19 protein-coding genes are annotated in these 14,139 nt (G+C 49.5%); 13 read left to right on the top strand and 6 right to left on the bottom strand.

What is annotated here, in order from left to right; genetic code table 11:
- The first annotated feature begins 5 nt into the window (after window positions 1-5).
- The 10 genes from fliJ to rcsA all read left to right on the top strand — a co-directional run bounded on the left by fliJ (window position 6) and on the right by rcsA (window position 6,752).
- Window positions 6-449 carry a flagellar export protein FliJ gene (gene fliJ, locus OH663_RS03780; protein ID WP_045444334.1) on the top strand — a complete coding sequence of 148 codons (444 nt, stop codon included), beginning with the start codon at window positions 6-8 and terminating at the stop codon, window positions 447-449.
- Window positions 446-1,660, top strand: coding sequence for a flagellar hook length control protein FliK (gene fliK, locus OH663_RS03775; RefSeq protein ID WP_200012800.1), 1,215 nt, complete (start codon window positions 446-448; stop codon window positions 1,658-1,660). The genes fliJ and fliK overlap by 4 nt, the downstream gene beginning before the upstream one ends.
- 104 nt (window positions 1,661-1,764) lie before the next feature.
- A complete protein-coding gene (fliL, locus tag OH663_RS03770; RefSeq protein ID WP_200012799.1) occupies window positions 1,765-2,235 on the top strand; it encodes a flagellar basal body-associated protein FliL in 471 nt (156 codons plus the stop codon).
- 4 nt (window positions 2,236-2,239) lie between these two features.
- A complete protein-coding gene (gene fliM / locus OH663_RS03765; protein WP_045444342.1) occupies window positions 2,240-3,244 on the top strand; it encodes a flagellar motor switch protein FliM in 1,005 nt (334 codons plus the stop codon).
- On the top strand, window positions 3,241-3,654 hold the full coding sequence (gene fliN, locus OH663_RS03760) for a flagellar motor switch protein FliN (protein ID WP_200012798.1): 414 nt from the start codon (window positions 3,241-3,243) through the stop codon (window positions 3,652-3,654). The genes fliM and fliN overlap by 4 nt, the downstream gene beginning before the upstream one ends.
- The gene (gene fliO, locus OH663_RS03755) at window positions 3,654-4,031 is read left to right on the top strand and encodes a flagellar biosynthetic protein FliO (RefSeq protein WP_136345466.1); all 378 of its coding nucleotides are present in this window, start codon (window positions 3,654-3,656) and stop codon (window positions 4,029-4,031) included. Before fliN ends, fliO begins: the two co-directional genes overlap by 1 nt.
- A complete protein-coding gene (fliP, locus tag OH663_RS03750) occupies window positions 4,031-4,768 on the top strand; it encodes a flagellar type III secretion system pore protein FliP (RefSeq protein WP_045444346.1) in 738 nt (245 codons plus the stop codon). The genes fliO and fliP overlap by 1 nt, the downstream gene beginning before the upstream one ends.
- Before the next feature lie 9 nt (window positions 4,769-4,777).
- Window positions 4,778-5,047, top strand: a complete 270-nt coding sequence (gene fliQ / locus OH663_RS03745) for a flagellar biosynthesis protein FliQ (RefSeq protein WP_045444349.1) — start codon at window positions 4,778-4,780, stop codon at window positions 5,045-5,047.
- 8 nt (window positions 5,048-5,055) lie between these two features.
- Entirely contained in the window at window positions 5,056-5,850 is a 795-nt protein-coding gene (gene fliR, locus OH663_RS03740; RefSeq protein ID WP_045444352.1) for a flagellar biosynthetic protein FliR, read from the top strand.
- Between the two features lie 278 nt (window positions 5,851-6,128).
- Window positions 6,129-6,752 (top strand): transcriptional regulator RcsA, encoded by a 624-nt coding sequence (rcsA, locus tag OH663_RS03735; protein ID WP_045444355.1) that lies wholly within the window; start codon window positions 6,129-6,131, stop codon window positions 6,750-6,752.
- Between the two features lie 54 nt (window positions 6,753-6,806).
- Here rcsA and dsrB read toward each other — a convergent pair whose 3' ends face one another.
- Complete coding sequence (gene dsrB / locus OH663_RS03730; protein WP_045444358.1) at window positions 6,807-6,995, bottom strand: protein DsrB; 189 nt, start codon at window positions 6,993-6,995, stop codon at window positions 6,807-6,809.
- A 163-nt stretch (window positions 6,996-7,158) separates the two neighbouring features.
- On the opposite strand from dsrB, the gene yodD reads away from it, so the two are divergent.
- Entirely contained in the window at window positions 7,159-7,386 is a 228-nt protein-coding gene (gene yodD / locus OH663_RS03725) for a YodD family peroxide/acid resistance protein (RefSeq protein ID WP_045444359.1), read from the top strand.
- Between the two features lie 206 nt (window positions 7,387-7,592).
- On the opposite strand, the gene OH663_RS03720 is transcribed toward yodD, so the two are convergent.
- On the bottom strand, window positions 7,593-7,775 hold the full coding sequence (locus OH663_RS03720; protein ID WP_045444360.1) for a YodC family protein: 183 nt from the start codon (window positions 7,773-7,775) through the stop codon (window positions 7,593-7,595).
- 77 nt (window positions 7,776-7,852) lie between these two features.
- The gene (locus tag OH663_RS03715) at window positions 7,853-8,764 is read right to left on the bottom strand and encodes a DUF808 domain-containing protein (protein ID WP_200012797.1); all 912 of its coding nucleotides are present in this window, start codon (window positions 8,762-8,764) and stop codon (window positions 7,853-7,855) included.
- Between the two features lie 178 nt (window positions 8,765-8,942).
- On the opposite strand from OH663_RS03715, the gene yedA reads away from it, so the two are divergent.
- Entirely contained in the window at window positions 8,943-9,863 is a 921-nt protein-coding gene (gene yedA, locus OH663_RS03710; RefSeq protein WP_200012795.1) for a drug/metabolite exporter YedA, read from the top strand.
- Here yedA and OH663_RS03705 read toward each other — a convergent pair.
- From OH663_RS03705 to OH663_RS03695, 3 genes are all read right to left on the bottom strand, one after another.
- Entirely contained in the window at window positions 9,855-10,322 is a 468-nt protein-coding gene (locus tag OH663_RS03705; RefSeq protein ID WP_048221219.1) for a very short patch repair endonuclease, read from the bottom strand. The two genes, yedA and OH663_RS03705, sit on opposite strands and share 9 nt — an antisense overlap.
- Window positions 10,303-11,733: a DNA cytosine methyltransferase gene (locus OH663_RS03700; protein WP_200012794.1), complete on the bottom strand. Its 1,431-nt coding sequence runs from the start codon at window positions 11,731-11,733 to the stop codon at window positions 10,303-10,305. The genes OH663_RS03705 and OH663_RS03700 overlap by 20 nt, the downstream gene beginning before the upstream one ends.
- 73 nt (window positions 11,734-11,806) lie before the next feature.
- Window positions 11,807-12,502, bottom strand: a complete 696-nt coding sequence (locus OH663_RS03695; protein WP_045444368.1) for a phosphohydrolase — start codon at window positions 12,500-12,502, stop codon at window positions 11,807-11,809.
- 425 nt (window positions 12,503-12,927) lie between these two features.
- Here OH663_RS03695 and ompC point away from each other — a divergent pair, with 425 nt between their 5' ends.
- Window positions 12,928-14,094 (top strand): porin OmpC, encoded by a 1,167-nt coding sequence (ompC, locus tag OH663_RS03690; RefSeq protein ID WP_048221217.1) that lies wholly within the window; start codon window positions 12,928-12,930, stop codon window positions 14,092-14,094.
- The last annotated feature ends 45 nt before the right edge of the window (window positions 14,095-14,139 follow it).

The raw sequence follows: 14,139 nt of genomic DNA, 5'->3' as shown, positions 1-14,139 counted from the left end.
AGGTCATGGCACAACATGGTGCGCTGGCAACGCTGAAAGACCTGGCTGAAAAAGAGGTAGATGACGCCGCGATTCTTTTGGGAGAAATGCGTCGTGGATGTCAGCAGGCGGAAGAACAGTTGAAGATGCTGATCGATTATCAGCATGAGTACCGTACCAATCTTAATAGCGATATGGGTCAGGGTATTACCAGTAACCGCTGGATTAACTACCAGCAATTTATTCAAACGCTGGAAAAAGCGATTGAACAGCATCGCCAACAGCTTAATCAGTGGACGCAGAAAGTTGACCAGGCGCTCAACAGCTGGCGAGATAAAAAGCAACGGCTTCAGGCATGGCAGACTCTGCAGGACAGACAGACCACGGCGGCCTTACTGGCTGAAAACCGACTGGATCAGAAGAAAATGGATGAATTTGCTCAGCGTGCAGCTATGAGGAAACCCGAATGATTACTTTGCCCCAACTGATCACCACCGACACCGACGTAGCCGCAGGTCTTCAGTCAGGAAAAGCGGTAGATTCACCCGAGGATTTTTTAGCTCTGCTGGCTGGCGCACTAGGCGCGGGCGACGCGCAGGGTAAAGATGCGCCACTGTCCCTTGCGGATTTACAGGCGGCAGGAAGCAAACTGCAAAAGGGATTGCTGCAAAAAAATGGCGACACCACGCAAACAGCAAAGCTAGCCGACCTCCTGGCACAAAAAGAGGTGCAGACAGATGCCACGCTGGGCGATTTGACTGACGCACAGCAACTGCTGTCAGCACTTACCCCGTCGCTGAAAGTCAATGCCCTGTCAACGTTGAGCAAGGCCGCCCAACAGGACGAAAAAACGACAACGCTGAGCGATGAAGATCTCGCCAAGCTGAGTGCGCTGTTCGCCATGCTGCCAGGTCAACCAGCCGTTACGCCAGCCGCTGACACACCGACTGCACCGGCCGATACCGCCCTGACCACCCTGTTACGCGGCAATGCGAACGGTGCTAATGGGGATAATACCGCGGCGCTCGCAGCGGGTGACATGAAAAAAGGTAAAACGGATACCGCAGTACACACCAGTGGCGTTGATCAGGCCAGTAATCCGACATTAACACCGTTGGCGGCTGCCGCTGCTGCCAGAACTGAGATCGAGAGCGCCCCCTCGCCAACGACTGCGAGTGTAGCAATAGCACCGCCGGTTGGCAGCCAAACACACGCGCAGCCACTGCCCACAGCCGCACCGGTATTGAGCGCGCCATTGGGTAGCCACGAATGGCAGCAATCGCTGAGCCAGCACGTTACGTTGTTCACTCGTCAGGGCCAGCAAAGCGCCGAACTGCGTCTGCATCCGCAGGATTTGGGTCAGGTACAAATTTCTCTCAAGCTCGATGACAACATGGCGCAGTTGCAAATGATGTCGCCGCATAGCCATGTTCGAGCGGCACTGGAAGCGGCATTACCGATGCTGCGCACTCAGTTGGCTGAAAGCGGGATCCAGTTGGGGCAAAGTAGCATCAGCAGCGAAAGTTTTGCCGGTCAACAGCAGTCATCTGCCCAGCAGCAACAGACTGGTCGCGCCCACGGGCAAGATCTTTTTGCCTCCGAAGATGACGCAATGATGGCAGCACCGGCCTCGTTGCAAGCCATTGCGCGCGGTGATGGCGCAGTAGACATCTTCGCCTAACGCCAGAGGTAGCATGATTATCCGCGTCTTTTCCACGCTTTGTCGTGGACAGGACACGGGATAATCAGCCCATAAGCTGTACCGAAACAGGAAGCCCGTATCTGATGACTGACTCCGCGATTAACAAAAAGAGTAAACGCGCTATTTGGATCCCTCTGCTGGTGTTAATTACCCTCGCCGCCTGCGCAACTGCGGGATATAGCTACTGGCGCATGCAGCAGCAGCAGCCGTCCGCCAGCGTCAAAGCGGAACCAGCCCCACCGCCGGCCCCGGTCTTTTTTGCACTGGATACGTTTACCGTCAATCTGGGCGATGCGGATCGCGTATTGTATATCGGCGTTACGCTACGCATGAAAGACGAAGCTACGCGCGCGCGTCTTAACGAATATCTACCAGAAGTACGCAGCCGTTTACTGCTGCTGTTTTCTCGTCAAAATGCCGCCACGCTCTCTACTGAGGAAGGCAAGCAACAACTGATTGCCGCCATCAAAGAGACACTCGCGACTCCGCTCGTTGTCGGGCAACCAAAACAGGTTGTCACCGACGTTCTTTATACAGCTTTTATTCTGCGGTAAAGACATGGGCGACAGTATTCTTTCTCAGGCTGAAATTGACGCATTGCTTAACGGCGATAGCGAAACTAAAGACGAACCCATTTCCGGTATTGCAAACGAAAGCAATATTCGTCCGTATGATCCCAATACGCAACGCCGCGTAGTACGTGAGCGTTTGCAAGCGCTGGAGATTATTAACGAACGTTTTGCGCGCCAGTTCCGGATGGGGTTATTTAACCTGCTACGCCGTAGCCCGGATATTACCGTGGGTGCGATCCGTATCCAGCCATATCACGAGTTTGCGCGTAACTTACCGGTTCCGACCAACCTGAACTTAATCCACCTGAAACCACTACGCGGTACGGGTCTGGTGGTGTTCTCGCCAAGTCTGGTGTTTATCGCCGTCGATAACCTGTTCGGCGGTGATGGCCGTTTCCCGACAAAAGTGGAAGGGCGCGAGTTTACCCATACTGAACAGCGCGTGATCAATCGCATGCTGAAGCTGGCGCTGGAAAGCTACAGCGACGCATGGAAAGCGATCAACCCGTTGGAAGTGGAGTACGTTCGTTCCGAGATGCAGGTGAAGTTTACCAATATCACCACATCACCCAATGACATCGTCGTGAATACGCCCTTCCATGTTGAGATTGGCAACCTGACCGGTGAATTTAACATCTGTCTGCCATTCAGCATGATTGAACCTTTACGCGAACTACTGGTTAACCCGCCGCTGGAAAACTCGCGTAATGAAGATCAGAACTGGCGCAATAATCTGGTGCGTCAGGTTCAGCATTCTGAGCTGGAGCTGGTGGCAAACTTTGCCGACATTCCGCTGCGGCTATCCCAGATTTTAAAGCTGAAACCCGGCGATGTACTGCCGATTGAAAAACCCGACCGCATTATTGCTCATGTGGACGGCGTGCCTGTGCTGACCAGCCAATATGGCACCGTAAACGGTCAGTATGCGTTACGCGTGGAACATTTGATAAACCCGATTTTGAATTCGCTGAATGAGGAACAGCCCAAATGAGTGATATGAATAATCCGTCCGATGAGAACACTGGCGCATTGGACGATCTGTGGGCTGACGCGTTAAACGAGCAAAAAACAACCACAACTAAAAGTGCGGCCGATGCAGTATTTCAGCAGCTAGGCAGTGGCGACGTCAGCGGTGCTCTGCAGGATATCGATCTGATCATGGATATTCCGGTCAAACTGACCGTCGAACTGGGGCGCACTCGCATGACCATTAAAGAGCTGCTGCGTCTGACGCAGGGTTCCGTCGTTGCACTGGACGGCCTGGCGGGGGAACCGCTGGATATTCTGATCAACGGTTATCTAATTGCCCAGGGCGAAGTCGTCGTTGTCGCGGATAAATACGGTGTACGTATCACCGATATTATTACGCCGTCTGAACGTATGCGCCGTCTGAGTCGTTAATGATGAATACCCAGGCCACTGTTTCTCAGCCAGCCGCTGTATCCGGATCTCCGTTGGTACAGGTAAGTGGCGCGCTGCTCGGGATCATCGTGTTGATCCTGGCGGCAGCCTGGGTCATTAAACGTCTGGGATTTGCACCGAAAGGGACCGGTACGCGAGGGCTAAAAGTCTCGGCCAGCACTTCATTAGGTCCGCGCGAGCGCGTGGTCATTGTTGAGGTCGAGGATGCGCGCCTGGTGCTGGGCGTCACTGCATCACAGATAAACGTACTGCACACCCTCCCCCCTGCGCCCATTATTGCAGAAGAAAAACCGGCCTCCCCTGCGGATTTCCAGGCCATGATGAAGAGTTTGCTCAAGCGTCCCGGGAGATCCTGATGCGCCGTTTGTTTTCCCTCACGCTGGTAGGCTTGTGGTTGATCAGCCCTGCCGCCTTCGCCCAGCTTCCTGGCCTTGTCAGCCAACCGTTGCCCGGCGGAGGTCAGAGCTGGTCTTTGCCTGTACAAACGCTGGTGTTTATCACCTCCCTGACGTTCCTGCCCGCTATTTTACTGATGATGACCAGCTTCACCCGCATCATCATCGTATTCGGTCTGTTGCGTAACGCGCTGGGAACACCATCCGCCCCACCCAACCAGGTTCTGCTCGGACTGGCGCTGTTTCTGACTTTTTTCATCATGTCTCCGGTGATCGACAAAATCTACGTTGACGCGTATCAACCGTTCAGCGAAGAGAAGATCTCCATGCAGGAAGCAATGGAGAAAGGTGCTCAGCCGTTGCGTGAATTTATGCTACGCCAGACCCGTGAAGCTGACCTGGCGTTATTTGCGCGCCTGGCAAACAGCGGACCGTTACAGGGACCGGAAGCGGTTTCCATGCGTATTTTGCTTCCCGCTTACGTCACCAGTGAACTGAAAACAGCATTTCAGATAGGTTTTACTATTTTCATTCCCTTCCTGATCATCGATCTGGTTATCGCCAGCGTACTGATGGCGCTCGGGATGATGATGGTGCCACCTGCCACCATTGCGCTGCCATTTAAGCTGATGTTGTTTGTGCTGGTTGATGGCTGGCAGTTGCTTGTCGGCTCGCTTGCACAAAGCTTTTACAGTTAGAGGCGCGAAATGACTCCTGAATCGGTCATGATGATGGGCACAGAGGCAATGAAAGTTGCCCTTGCCCTCGCCGCACCTTTGCTGCTGGTGGCTCTCGTCACGGGGCTTATCATCAGTATTCTGCAAGCAGCAACCCAGATTAACGAAATGACGCTGTCCTTCATTCCCAAAATCGTCGCCGTCTTTATTGCCATCATCGTTGCCGGCCCATGGATGCTTAACCTGTTGCTCGACTACGTACGTACGTTGTTCGGCAATATCCCCTATATCATCGGGTAGACAACACTATGCTGCAGGTGACCAGCGTTGAGTGGCTCCACTGGCTGAATCTTTACTTCTGGCCACTGCTGCGCGTGCTGGCGCTCATTTCTACAGCACCAATTCTCAGTGAGCGTGCGATACCCAAACGGGTGAAACTGGGGTTGGGACTGATGATAACCATTGTTATCGCCCCGTCACTTCCCTCGATTGACGTCCCCATTTTTTCCGCCGGGGCGTTATGGCTGGCGATGCAGCAAATCCTGATCGGTATCGCGTTAGGATTCACTATGCAGTTTGCATTTGCCGCGGTTCGTACAGCCGGTGAATTAATCGGCCTGCAAATGGGCCTTTCCTTCGCCACCTTCTTCGACCCAGGAAGTCGTCTGAATATGCCTGTGCTGGCAAGACTGATGGATATGCTCGCAATGTTGCTGTTTTTGACCTTTAACGGTCACTTATGGCTGATCTCACTGCTGGTGGATACCTTTCATACCCTGCCCATAGGGGGCAATCCGGTTAACAGTAATGCGTTTCTCGCCCTCGCCCGCGCAGGCAGCTTAATCTTCCTCAACGGACTGATGCTTGCCCTGCCGGTAATGACCTTGTTGCTTACCCTCAACCTCGCACTCGGATTACTAAATCGTATGGCGCCACAGTTGTCGGTATTTGTGATTGGCTTTCCGCTGACCCTGACCGTGGGTATTTCATTAATGGCCGCCCTGATGCCATTAATTGCACCGTTTTGTGAGCGATTATTCAGTGAAATTTTTAATTTGTTGGCCGATATCGTCAGCGAAATGCCTGTAAATAATAGTCCATAACTTTTATCCTGTTTTACTAAGGATTGTCCTAAATTTATAAACCAACAACATCCACCAGGATATATCTGTCGCGGTTTATTTGTTTTAGCCTCACTCACATATCGCAACATTTACTTTACTTTAAGATGTTTCCTGGCAAATTATACTCAACTTTACGGGATAGTAATTTCGCCTGAAAAACAGCGAAAGCGTCATCTTGGGTAGTTATTATTCCGTTTAGTTGTGATGCAATAATCAGGTAAGGGGAATTATCGTTACGCATTGAGTGAGGGTATGCCATGTCAACGATTATTATGGATCTATGCAGTTACACCCGGTTAGGGTTGACCGGGTATCTGGTAAGTCGGGGGGTGAGGAAAAGGGAAATCAACGATATTTCAACCGTTGACGAACTCCGCATCGCCTGCGAATCACTGCACCCTGCTGTGGTGTTTATTAATGAGGACTGTTTCATCCACGATCCAGATAACAGTCAGCAAATAAAGCAAATCATTAATCAACATCCCAGTACATTATTTATTGTGTTTATGGCAATTGCCAACGTACATTTTGATGAGTATCTCTTAGTAAGAAAAAATTTATTGATTAGTTCTAAATCGATTAAGCCCGATTCACTGGATGAACTTCTTGGCGATATTCTGAAAAAGGAAGTCGATATTGTCGTTGATGTAAAACTGCCGACATTATCATTAAGTCGCACCGAATCCAGTATGCTACGTATGTGGATGGCGGGTCAGGGAACAATTCAGATTTCCGATCAAATGAATATCAAGGCAAAGACGGTGTCATCCCATAAGGGGAATATAAAAAGGAAGATTAAGACGCATAATAAGCAGGTTATCTATCACGTCGTTCGACTCACCGATAACGTCACCAACGGGATCTTTGTGAATATGCGGTAAAACGTTCTGACTGGTGGATATTCCACCAGTCAGAATAAACCCGAAAGACTTACATCACTCCAGTTTTTCCACAAAGATACCATCCTGATGTCCTGACTCATTAAAGAACCAGATACCGAGCGGGTAGTCTTCCAGCGAAACCAGGTACATTGTGCCTTCACTAAACTCTTCGATTGCCAGTACCACGCCCGGTCGACGAGGTCCGCCGTCCGTTTTGACTGTAACCCGATCATTCACCTTCATAGTTTTCCTCCTGTGGCTTTGTGCCAGTGTAGAACAAATTCCTTTTTCTGGCAGCGCCTGGCGCGTGTGATTGCGGGTTTTCTCGACGGTCTATACTTAAGTAGCGTGCATCAGAAGTTTTGCGGCGCGCGCCCGATATCCGTAACGGTTGAGAGGTATGAGGATGAAAACCGCGAAAGAGTACAGCGATACGGCCAAACGCGAAGTCGGCGTCGATGTGGACGCTTTGCTGAAGGCAATCAACGAAATCTGCGAGAGCGAAATTCACCGAAGCCACGATGACCCGGAACGCGTTAGCGTTGACGGTCGTGATTACCACACATGGCATGAACTGGCTGAAGCGTTCGAGCTTGATATCCATGATTTCAGCGTGTCTGAGATCAATCGCTGACTATGGGCGAAAAAAATCCCGGCCCTTATCGGGTCGGGATCAAGCTTGCTTATGCAAGAAGCACTTGAAAATTCGTTACACCAGGAAATCTGATGTGTTGGCAACCTTATCTGCAATTTTTTTGTCTGACAAGTAAATAATTCTCACTAAAATGATAAATATAACTAATGATTGAGATATCACCGGGTTACGTTTGAGCGATATATTCAGATTTCCTGGCTAAGCGGTCTTCGTTCACCGGACACCAGTTCATCTTCGCGGAACGCCTCCCGCTTGACGCCAAAGCCGTCGTACCAGCGACACTCCACCATACCGCTGGCATACCCGGTAACGATCATACGTGGGCCGCCCTCTTTCGCGGTAACTTCCTCACTGACAGAAAAGACCATACCTGCCCCCTGTATCAAGAGAAACCTTTTCACCTTAGACGACAAAGAGCAGTTTTGCGTAACCAACCACAGAACATTTAGTGCGAAACACCGCGCAATTTTGCCACCATTTTCACCAACAGCACCACGATACCGCCAATGATGAAACCGAGGACGAGGTTAAGCAGGGTCGGAAGCATAAGCGCGATAAATGCGCTTTGCTGCTGCGAAAAATGTTCAATCGCATGATGTAACGGCGCAATGCCGTGCACCACAATTCCGCCACCCACCAGAAACATCGCCAGAGTACCGACTACGGACAACGTTTTCATAAGCCAGGGCGCGACTACCAGCAACCCTTTACCTGTCAACTGCGCGAGGGTACTGGTCTTTTCTACCAGCCAGTATCCGATGTCATCAAGCTTGACGATAATGCCAACCAGGCCGTACACGCCAATAGTCACCGCTAAGGCGATACCAGAAAGTACCAGCACCTGATTCAGCAAAGGTGCATCCGCCACAATACCTAAAGTAATCGCGACAATCTCAGCAGATAAAATAAAGTCGGTACGCACGGCCCCTTTGATTTTATCTTTCTCAAAGGTCAGTGGATCCTGCGCCGCAAGGGTGGCAAGACGTTGCTGACGTTCCACAGGGGTTTCCTGGTGCTTGCGGGCTTCCAGAGTATGAAGGACTTTCTCCACTCCTTCGAAGCAGAGAAACGCCCCGCCAATCATAAGTAACGGCGTGATAGCCCAGGGTATGAAAGCACTGATCAACAACGCCAACGGCACGAGGATAACTTTGTTGACGAAAGATCCTTTTGCCACGCTCCATACAACCGGAAGCTCGCGGTTAGCGCGTACCCCCGAAACTTGCTGCGCATTGAGCGACAGGTCGTCCCCCAACACTCCCGCTGTTTTTTTCGCGGCCAGTTTTCCCATCATGGAGATATCGTCGAGAAGCGTGGCGATATCATCAAGTAAAGTGAGTAAGCTACTTCCTGCCAAAATTTTTACCCTCAATATTATTTTTTTGCAGTCGTAAGTATGAAGTAAAACACGTAATGCTGAAACCGGCCTTTCTGGTCAACAATTATTTAACAACAGCGGACAATTATAAATCTCGCCAGCAAGATAGTTTTGACGTTTACTATGTTGCACCTTTTTATTTCCACCGTGAGGGATTATGCGTTTCAGGCAATTGTTACCACTTTTCAGTGCGCTGTTCGCGCTGTATATCATTTGGGGTTCCACGTACTTCGTTATCCGTATCGGTGTTGAAAGTTGGCCGCCGTTGATGATGGCTGGCGTGCGTTTTCTCTCTGCAGGAATTCTATTAACTGCGTTTTTACTTATTCGCGGTCATAAGCTGCCGCCTTTACGCCCGCTCCTTAATGCCGCGCTGATCGGTATTCTGCTGCTGGCGGTGGGTAATGGTCTGGTTACCGTCGCAGAACACCAAAATGTCCCTTCCGGCATCGCTGCCGTGGTAGTCGCCACGGTTCCACTGTTTACTCTTTGCTTTAGTTGTTTTTTTGGTATCAAAACGCGCAAACTGGAATGGGTGGGGATTGCTATCGGACTGGCAGGGATCATCATGCTCAACAGCGGGGGAAATCTGAGTGGCAATCCGTGGGGGGCCGTGTTAATTCTAATCGGCTCGATGAGCTGGGCATTTGGCTCCGTATACGGCTCACGCATAACCTTACCCGTCGGCATGATGGCTGGTGCGATTGAAATGTTAGCTGCGGGTATTGTGCTGATGTGCGCATCGCTTCTCAGCGGAGAAAAATTAACCACTATGCCATCACTTTCCGGCTTTATGGCGGTGGCTTACCTGGCCCTGTTTGGCTCTATCATCGCCATCAACGCTTATATGTACCTTATCCGCAATGTTAGCCCAGCCCTGGCGACCAGTTACGCTTACGTCAATCCAGTGGTGGCTGTGTTGCTAGGAACAGGTCTGGGCGGTGAAAGCCTGGCGCTCATCGAGTGGTTGGCTCTGGGCGTGATAGTTTTCGCGGTAATACTGGTGACACTGGGTAAATACCTTTTTCCCGCCAGGGCCGACGTTGTCGCGGCTCCATCGGAAAAGTCCTTACAGTAAATGAATGCCAAGAGTGTCAATCTGCGCGGTGGAGCCACCGCCGCAGATCCACTCAATAACGCGTTCCGACAGTGCCTCATCCGCGAGTTTTTTTCGTCCCCGTAACGCGCATTCCCAGACAATCAGTACACGCCAGCCAAGCGCCTGTAGCTTTTCGCGATCCCGTCCGTCACGCTCGACATTCTTGCTTATTTTATCCAGCCAGAAGGCTGTTCGGGTGGCTGGCGTCTTAAACAAATAACAGTTGTGGTGATGCCAGAAACAGCCATGGGTGAAAATCACGCACTGATAGTCATCCACGACAAAATCAGGGCGACCCGGTAACGCAGCATCCTGAACGCGAAAAGTAACTCCCTGCTCTGTCAACACGCTGGCCAGTCTTTTTTCAATAGCCGTATCGCGGGTGGCGATTGCCCGCATATTTTTACTGCGTGTTGCTTTATCGTGAACGTCTGCCATGCAGATTCTCTTTTTCTCGCATCGCAACGGCCTGTTTGATTTTTGGCTCCAGCAGTCCGGCAACCGCTGCGAATGCAGGGACGACCACCGAGTTACCAAACTGACGATAGGCCTGGGTATCTGACACCGGAATTCTGAACTGATATCCCTGAGGTGATTCAAATCCCATCAGACGCGCGCACTCTCTGGGCGTTAGTCTGCGTGGACGGTGCAACTGATTCTTGGGATCGTCGAAATCTTTTTCCCCCAGCGCCATGTCCCAGCCACGATCAATCAGGATTTCCGCCCCGTCTTTGTAATAGCGTGCAGATAGTGTGCGCGTCACGGTATCCGGGTTGTCGGGATACACCATGCCGTAACCAAATCCATTTCCGCGCGCCTGATGCTTTTTCGCATAACGATAGAGATATTTCCACAGCACTGGCGTCAGTACATATTTCGCATCAACCGTCGGCTCAAGTAGTTCCGCCAGTGTAAGACGTCGCTGCGGGTAGCGGGTAACAATATTGCGCAGCGTAAAGTCTGTTTTCAAATTCAGACAGCGTCGAAAACCAACGAGCACAATACGTTCACGATGCTGGGGCAAAAAATGTTTTCCATCGATGATTTTGGGATCATCCGGTCCGTTATCCGCCGCATCCGCTACGTCATAACCCAGTTCATCCAGCGTCTGCATAATGATACGAAACGTTTTTCCCTGGTCATGGCTCTTCAAGTTTTTGACATTTTCGAGCACAAATATAGCCGGACGTCGCGCATCAATAATTCGGACGACATCAAAAAATAGCGTGCCTTGTGTATCGCAGGCAAAACCGTGAGCACGACCTAACGCATTTTTCTTTGATACGCCAGCCAGAGAGAACGGCTGACAAGGAAAACCCGCCAGCAGCACATCATGCTCAGGAACATGCTGGCGAATATGTTCTGCTGCCTGTTGATCACTCACCCCTTCATGGTGACTGAGCGTGATATCGCGAATATCTTCATTAAAGTAATGTTGATTTGGATCGCAATAGTTGTTCGCTTTGTAAGTTCGTACCGCATGCTTGTTCCACTCGCTGGTAAAAACACACTGTCCGCCTATTGCTTCAAAACCTCGGCGAATGCCACCAATTCCGGCAAAAAGATCGATAAAACGAAAAGCATAATGTGGATGATGCGCGGGCGGCGTGGGAAGCAAAGTCTTCAGATGAGCAAGTTCATTATCGCTAAGGCGATGCCATGTCTCATTCGCAACTACGCGCTTAAAGATTGCCGGGCTCCAGTGATTCTCGCCAATCCCATTAAGATGAGCGACCAGCGTTTTTACGTCGTAGATCTCAAGCAACTTCACCAAAATCGCCTGCGCGGCGGTCCCGGTATCATCTGTCATCAGGTTCATGGTGCCTGCTACTGAAAATTTTTCCTGCATACGTTTAACCGGCCGAAATGGATGGTCGACAGGTTAACATAAAATAGAGGTGTTGACGTTTTGACTGTTATGTCTACTGATTTGATGTAAAGGGTTGAATAGCAGCGAGATCCAGCATTTCATATTCCCCTTTCAGCTCTGCGCTTAATTTCGCCATATAGGTCAGCAAAAAGTCAGCATTATGTTGTGCCAGATGTCGTCCTTGCTCAGTTTGCATCGTCATCGGTAACGTCAGCAATTTGGTCTGAAAATGGTCAAGCGCATATTGCTTATCGTCTGGAGTCCGGTGTCGGGCAAAAGGATCTTCCGCGTCAAACAATGCTACGCCCAATGCGCCCGAAACAGCAAACACACGTGCTAAACCGATGGCCCCTAAAGCTTCAAGTCTGTCAGCATCCTGGACAATTTTAGCTTCAATAGTCTCAGGCGTGATTTTTGCGCTAAAGCTGTGCGCTTCAATGGCGTGACTCACCGCTGGTAAATGGTCTTCAGGAAAATCAGGAAAATCTTGAACCAACACACGGCGCGTCTCCTGTGCGGCCAACACTGACGAACGATGACGGTCAGGATGGTTTTTCGACAAGCTGACAAGATCATGGAAATAGCAGGCTGTCAGAACCACCAACCAGTCAATCTCTGCACCATTACCCAGCTTTTGCGACGTCATCCACACGCGTCGAAAATGAAAAATGTCATGCGCAGCATCTTGTCCCAAGTGATTTTTGCGTAACCACGCTTCAAACTGCGACTGCCAGTATTGTAAATCCACGTTAACGCTCTCAGCAGAAAGAAAACTACCTTAACAATAAAAGTCATCACAGACCACATACAGTTGTGTTCTTTATAAGAAGTAATTACTACATAGCATCAAAGAATGAATACAACCAAGTTTACAATATGACATGGCAACAATATGCGATTAAAGAAATCATTCCTTACGCACATAATATATAAAATCACCATGATTAAAATATACCCATAACATCATGAAAACATACATTTAAATATTTAATAAAACAATAAGGCACATATTAAATAGTTATCAAAAAACCAAACGGAAACATATTGAAATATTTAAAATATATTTGTTACATGTTATCTTTTAAATCAATCGAACTTAATAGAATAGTATCTAAATGTAGTTACTGGATAGAGCTACATATTCTTATCAATTATTATTAAAGGAAATATATAATGAAAAGAAAAGTTTTGGCATTACTTCTTCCTGCGTTATTAGCTGCCGGCGCAGCAAATGCTGCTGAAATCTATAATAAGAATGGCAATAAACTCGACGTGTACGGCAAAGTTGATGGTCTGCGTTATTTTTCTAATGATGCAGGCAGTGACGGTGATCAGACCTATGCGCGTCTTGGCTTTAAAGGTGAAACCCAGATCAACGATATGATGACGGGCTACGGTCAGTGGGAATACCACATTCAGGCCAACGGCCCCGAAAGCGATCACGGTGATTCCTGGACTCGTCTGGCCTTTGCCGGTTTAGGCTTCGGTCAGAATGGTACCTTCGACTATGGTCGTAATTACGGTGTAGTCTACGACGTTGAAGCGTGGACCGATATGCTGCCAGAGTTTGGTGGTGATACCTACGCCCAGACCGATGTTTACATGACAGGGCGTACCAACGGCGTTGCAACCTACCGTAACAATGGCTTCTTTGGTCAGGTTGATGGTCTGAACTTTGCGCTGCAATATCAGGGTAATAATGAAGGGCACAGCGCAAATCAGGAAGGTTCTGGTAATGGCAATAGTCGTAAACTGGCTAAACAAAATGGCGATGGTTATGGCATGTCCACCTCTTATGACTTTGACTTCGGTTTAAGCATGGGTGCTGCCTATTCCAGTTCAGATCGTACAAATGATCAGGTTGCAAAAAGCAACCGCAATGACAAATCCAGCATTACTGCGGGCGGCGATACAGCTGACGCATGGACTGTTGGTACTAAATACGATGCGAATGATGTTTACCTGGCGGCAATGTATGCTGAAACTCGCAATATGACCTCATATGGCAACAGTGACGGTATCGCGAATAAAACGCAGAACTTTGAAATCACAGCCCAGTATCAGTTTGACTTTGGTCTGCGCCCTTCCGTTTCCTACCTGTTGTCTAAAGGTAAGGACTTAGGTGGTCAGGGCGTTTATAATAACCGTGGTATCGCTCAGTACACCGACAAAGATCTGGTGAAATATGTCGACGTCGGTGCGACTTACTACTTCAACAAAAATATGTCCACCTACGTTGATTATAAAATCAACCTGCTGGATGAAGACGATCAGTTCTACGCCGATAACGGGATCGCGACTGACGACATCGTTGCAGTTGGTTTAGTCTATCAGTTCTAATCTGCTCATTAATACGCATGCCCGCTTTATATAAAGCGGGCTATT

It is taken from the genome of Citrobacter sp. Marseille-Q5395 (assembly GCF_947057495.1).
GTDB classification, from domain to species: domain Bacteria; phylum Pseudomonadota; class Gammaproteobacteria; order Enterobacterales; family Enterobacteriaceae; genus Citrobacter; species Citrobacter murliniae.
The sequence above is the reverse complement of the archived record's forward strand: the minus strand, read 5'-3'. Positions and strand labels throughout refer to the sequence as shown.

Bases quoted from the DNA above. Each gene is read 5' to 3' on its own strand.
- fliO (WP_136345466.1), top strand. From the start codon at position 3,654: ATGATGAATACCCAGGCCACTGTTTCTCAGCCAGCCGCTGTATCCGGA.
- OH663_RS03720 (WP_045444360.1), bottom strand. From the start codon at position 7,775: ATGGTCTTTTCTGTCAGTGAGGAAGTTACCGCGAAAGAGGGCGGCCCA.
- yedA (WP_200012795.1), top strand. From the start codon at position 8,943: ATGCGTTTCAGGCAATTGTTACCACTTTTCAGTGCGCTGTTCGCGCTG.
- fliP (WP_045444346.1), top strand. From the start codon at position 4,031: ATGCGCCGTTTGTTTTCCCTCACGCTGGTAGGCTTGTGGTTGATCAGC.
- fliJ (WP_045444334.1), top strand. From the start codon at position 6: ATGGCACAACATGGTGCGCTGGCAACGCTGAAAGACCTGGCTGAAAAA.
- OH663_RS03705 (WP_048221219.1), bottom strand. From the start codon at position 10,322: ATGGCAGACGTTCACGATAAAGCAACACGCAGTAAAAATATGCGGGCA.
- rcsA (WP_045444355.1), top strand. From the start codon at position 6,129: ATGTCAACGATTATTATGGATCTATGCAGTTACACCCGGTTAGGGTTG.
- fliK (WP_200012800.1), top strand. From the start codon at position 446: ATGATTACTTTGCCCCAACTGATCACCACCGACACCGACGTAGCCGCA.
- fliQ (WP_045444349.1), top strand. From the start codon at position 4,778: ATGACTCCTGAATCGGTCATGATGATGGGCACAGAGGCAATGAAAGTT.
- fliR (WP_045444352.1), top strand. From the start codon at position 5,056: ATGCTGCAGGTGACCAGCGTTGAGTGGCTCCACTGGCTGAATCTTTAC.
- fliL (WP_200012799.1), top strand. From the start codon at position 1,765: ATGACTGACTCCGCGATTAACAAAAAGAGTAAACGCGCTATTTGGATC.
- fliN (WP_200012798.1), top strand. From the start codon at position 3,241: ATGAGTGATATGAATAATCCGTCCGATGAGAACACTGGCGCATTGGAC.
- OH663_RS03700 (WP_200012794.1), bottom strand. From the start codon at position 11,733: ATGCAGGAAAAATTTTCAGTAGCAGGCACCATGAACCTGATGACAGAT.
- yodD (WP_045444359.1), top strand. From the start codon at position 7,159: ATGAAAACCGCGAAAGAGTACAGCGATACGGCCAAACGCGAAGTCGGC.
- fliM (WP_045444342.1), top strand. From the start codon at position 2,240: ATGGGCGACAGTATTCTTTCTCAGGCTGAAATTGACGCATTGCTTAAC.
- dsrB (WP_045444358.1), bottom strand. From the start codon at position 6,995: ATGAAGGTGAATGATCGGGTTACAGTCAAAACGGACGGCGGACCTCGT.
- ompC (WP_048221217.1), top strand. From the start codon at position 12,928: ATGAAAAGAAAAGTTTTGGCATTACTTCTTCCTGCGTTATTAGCTGCC.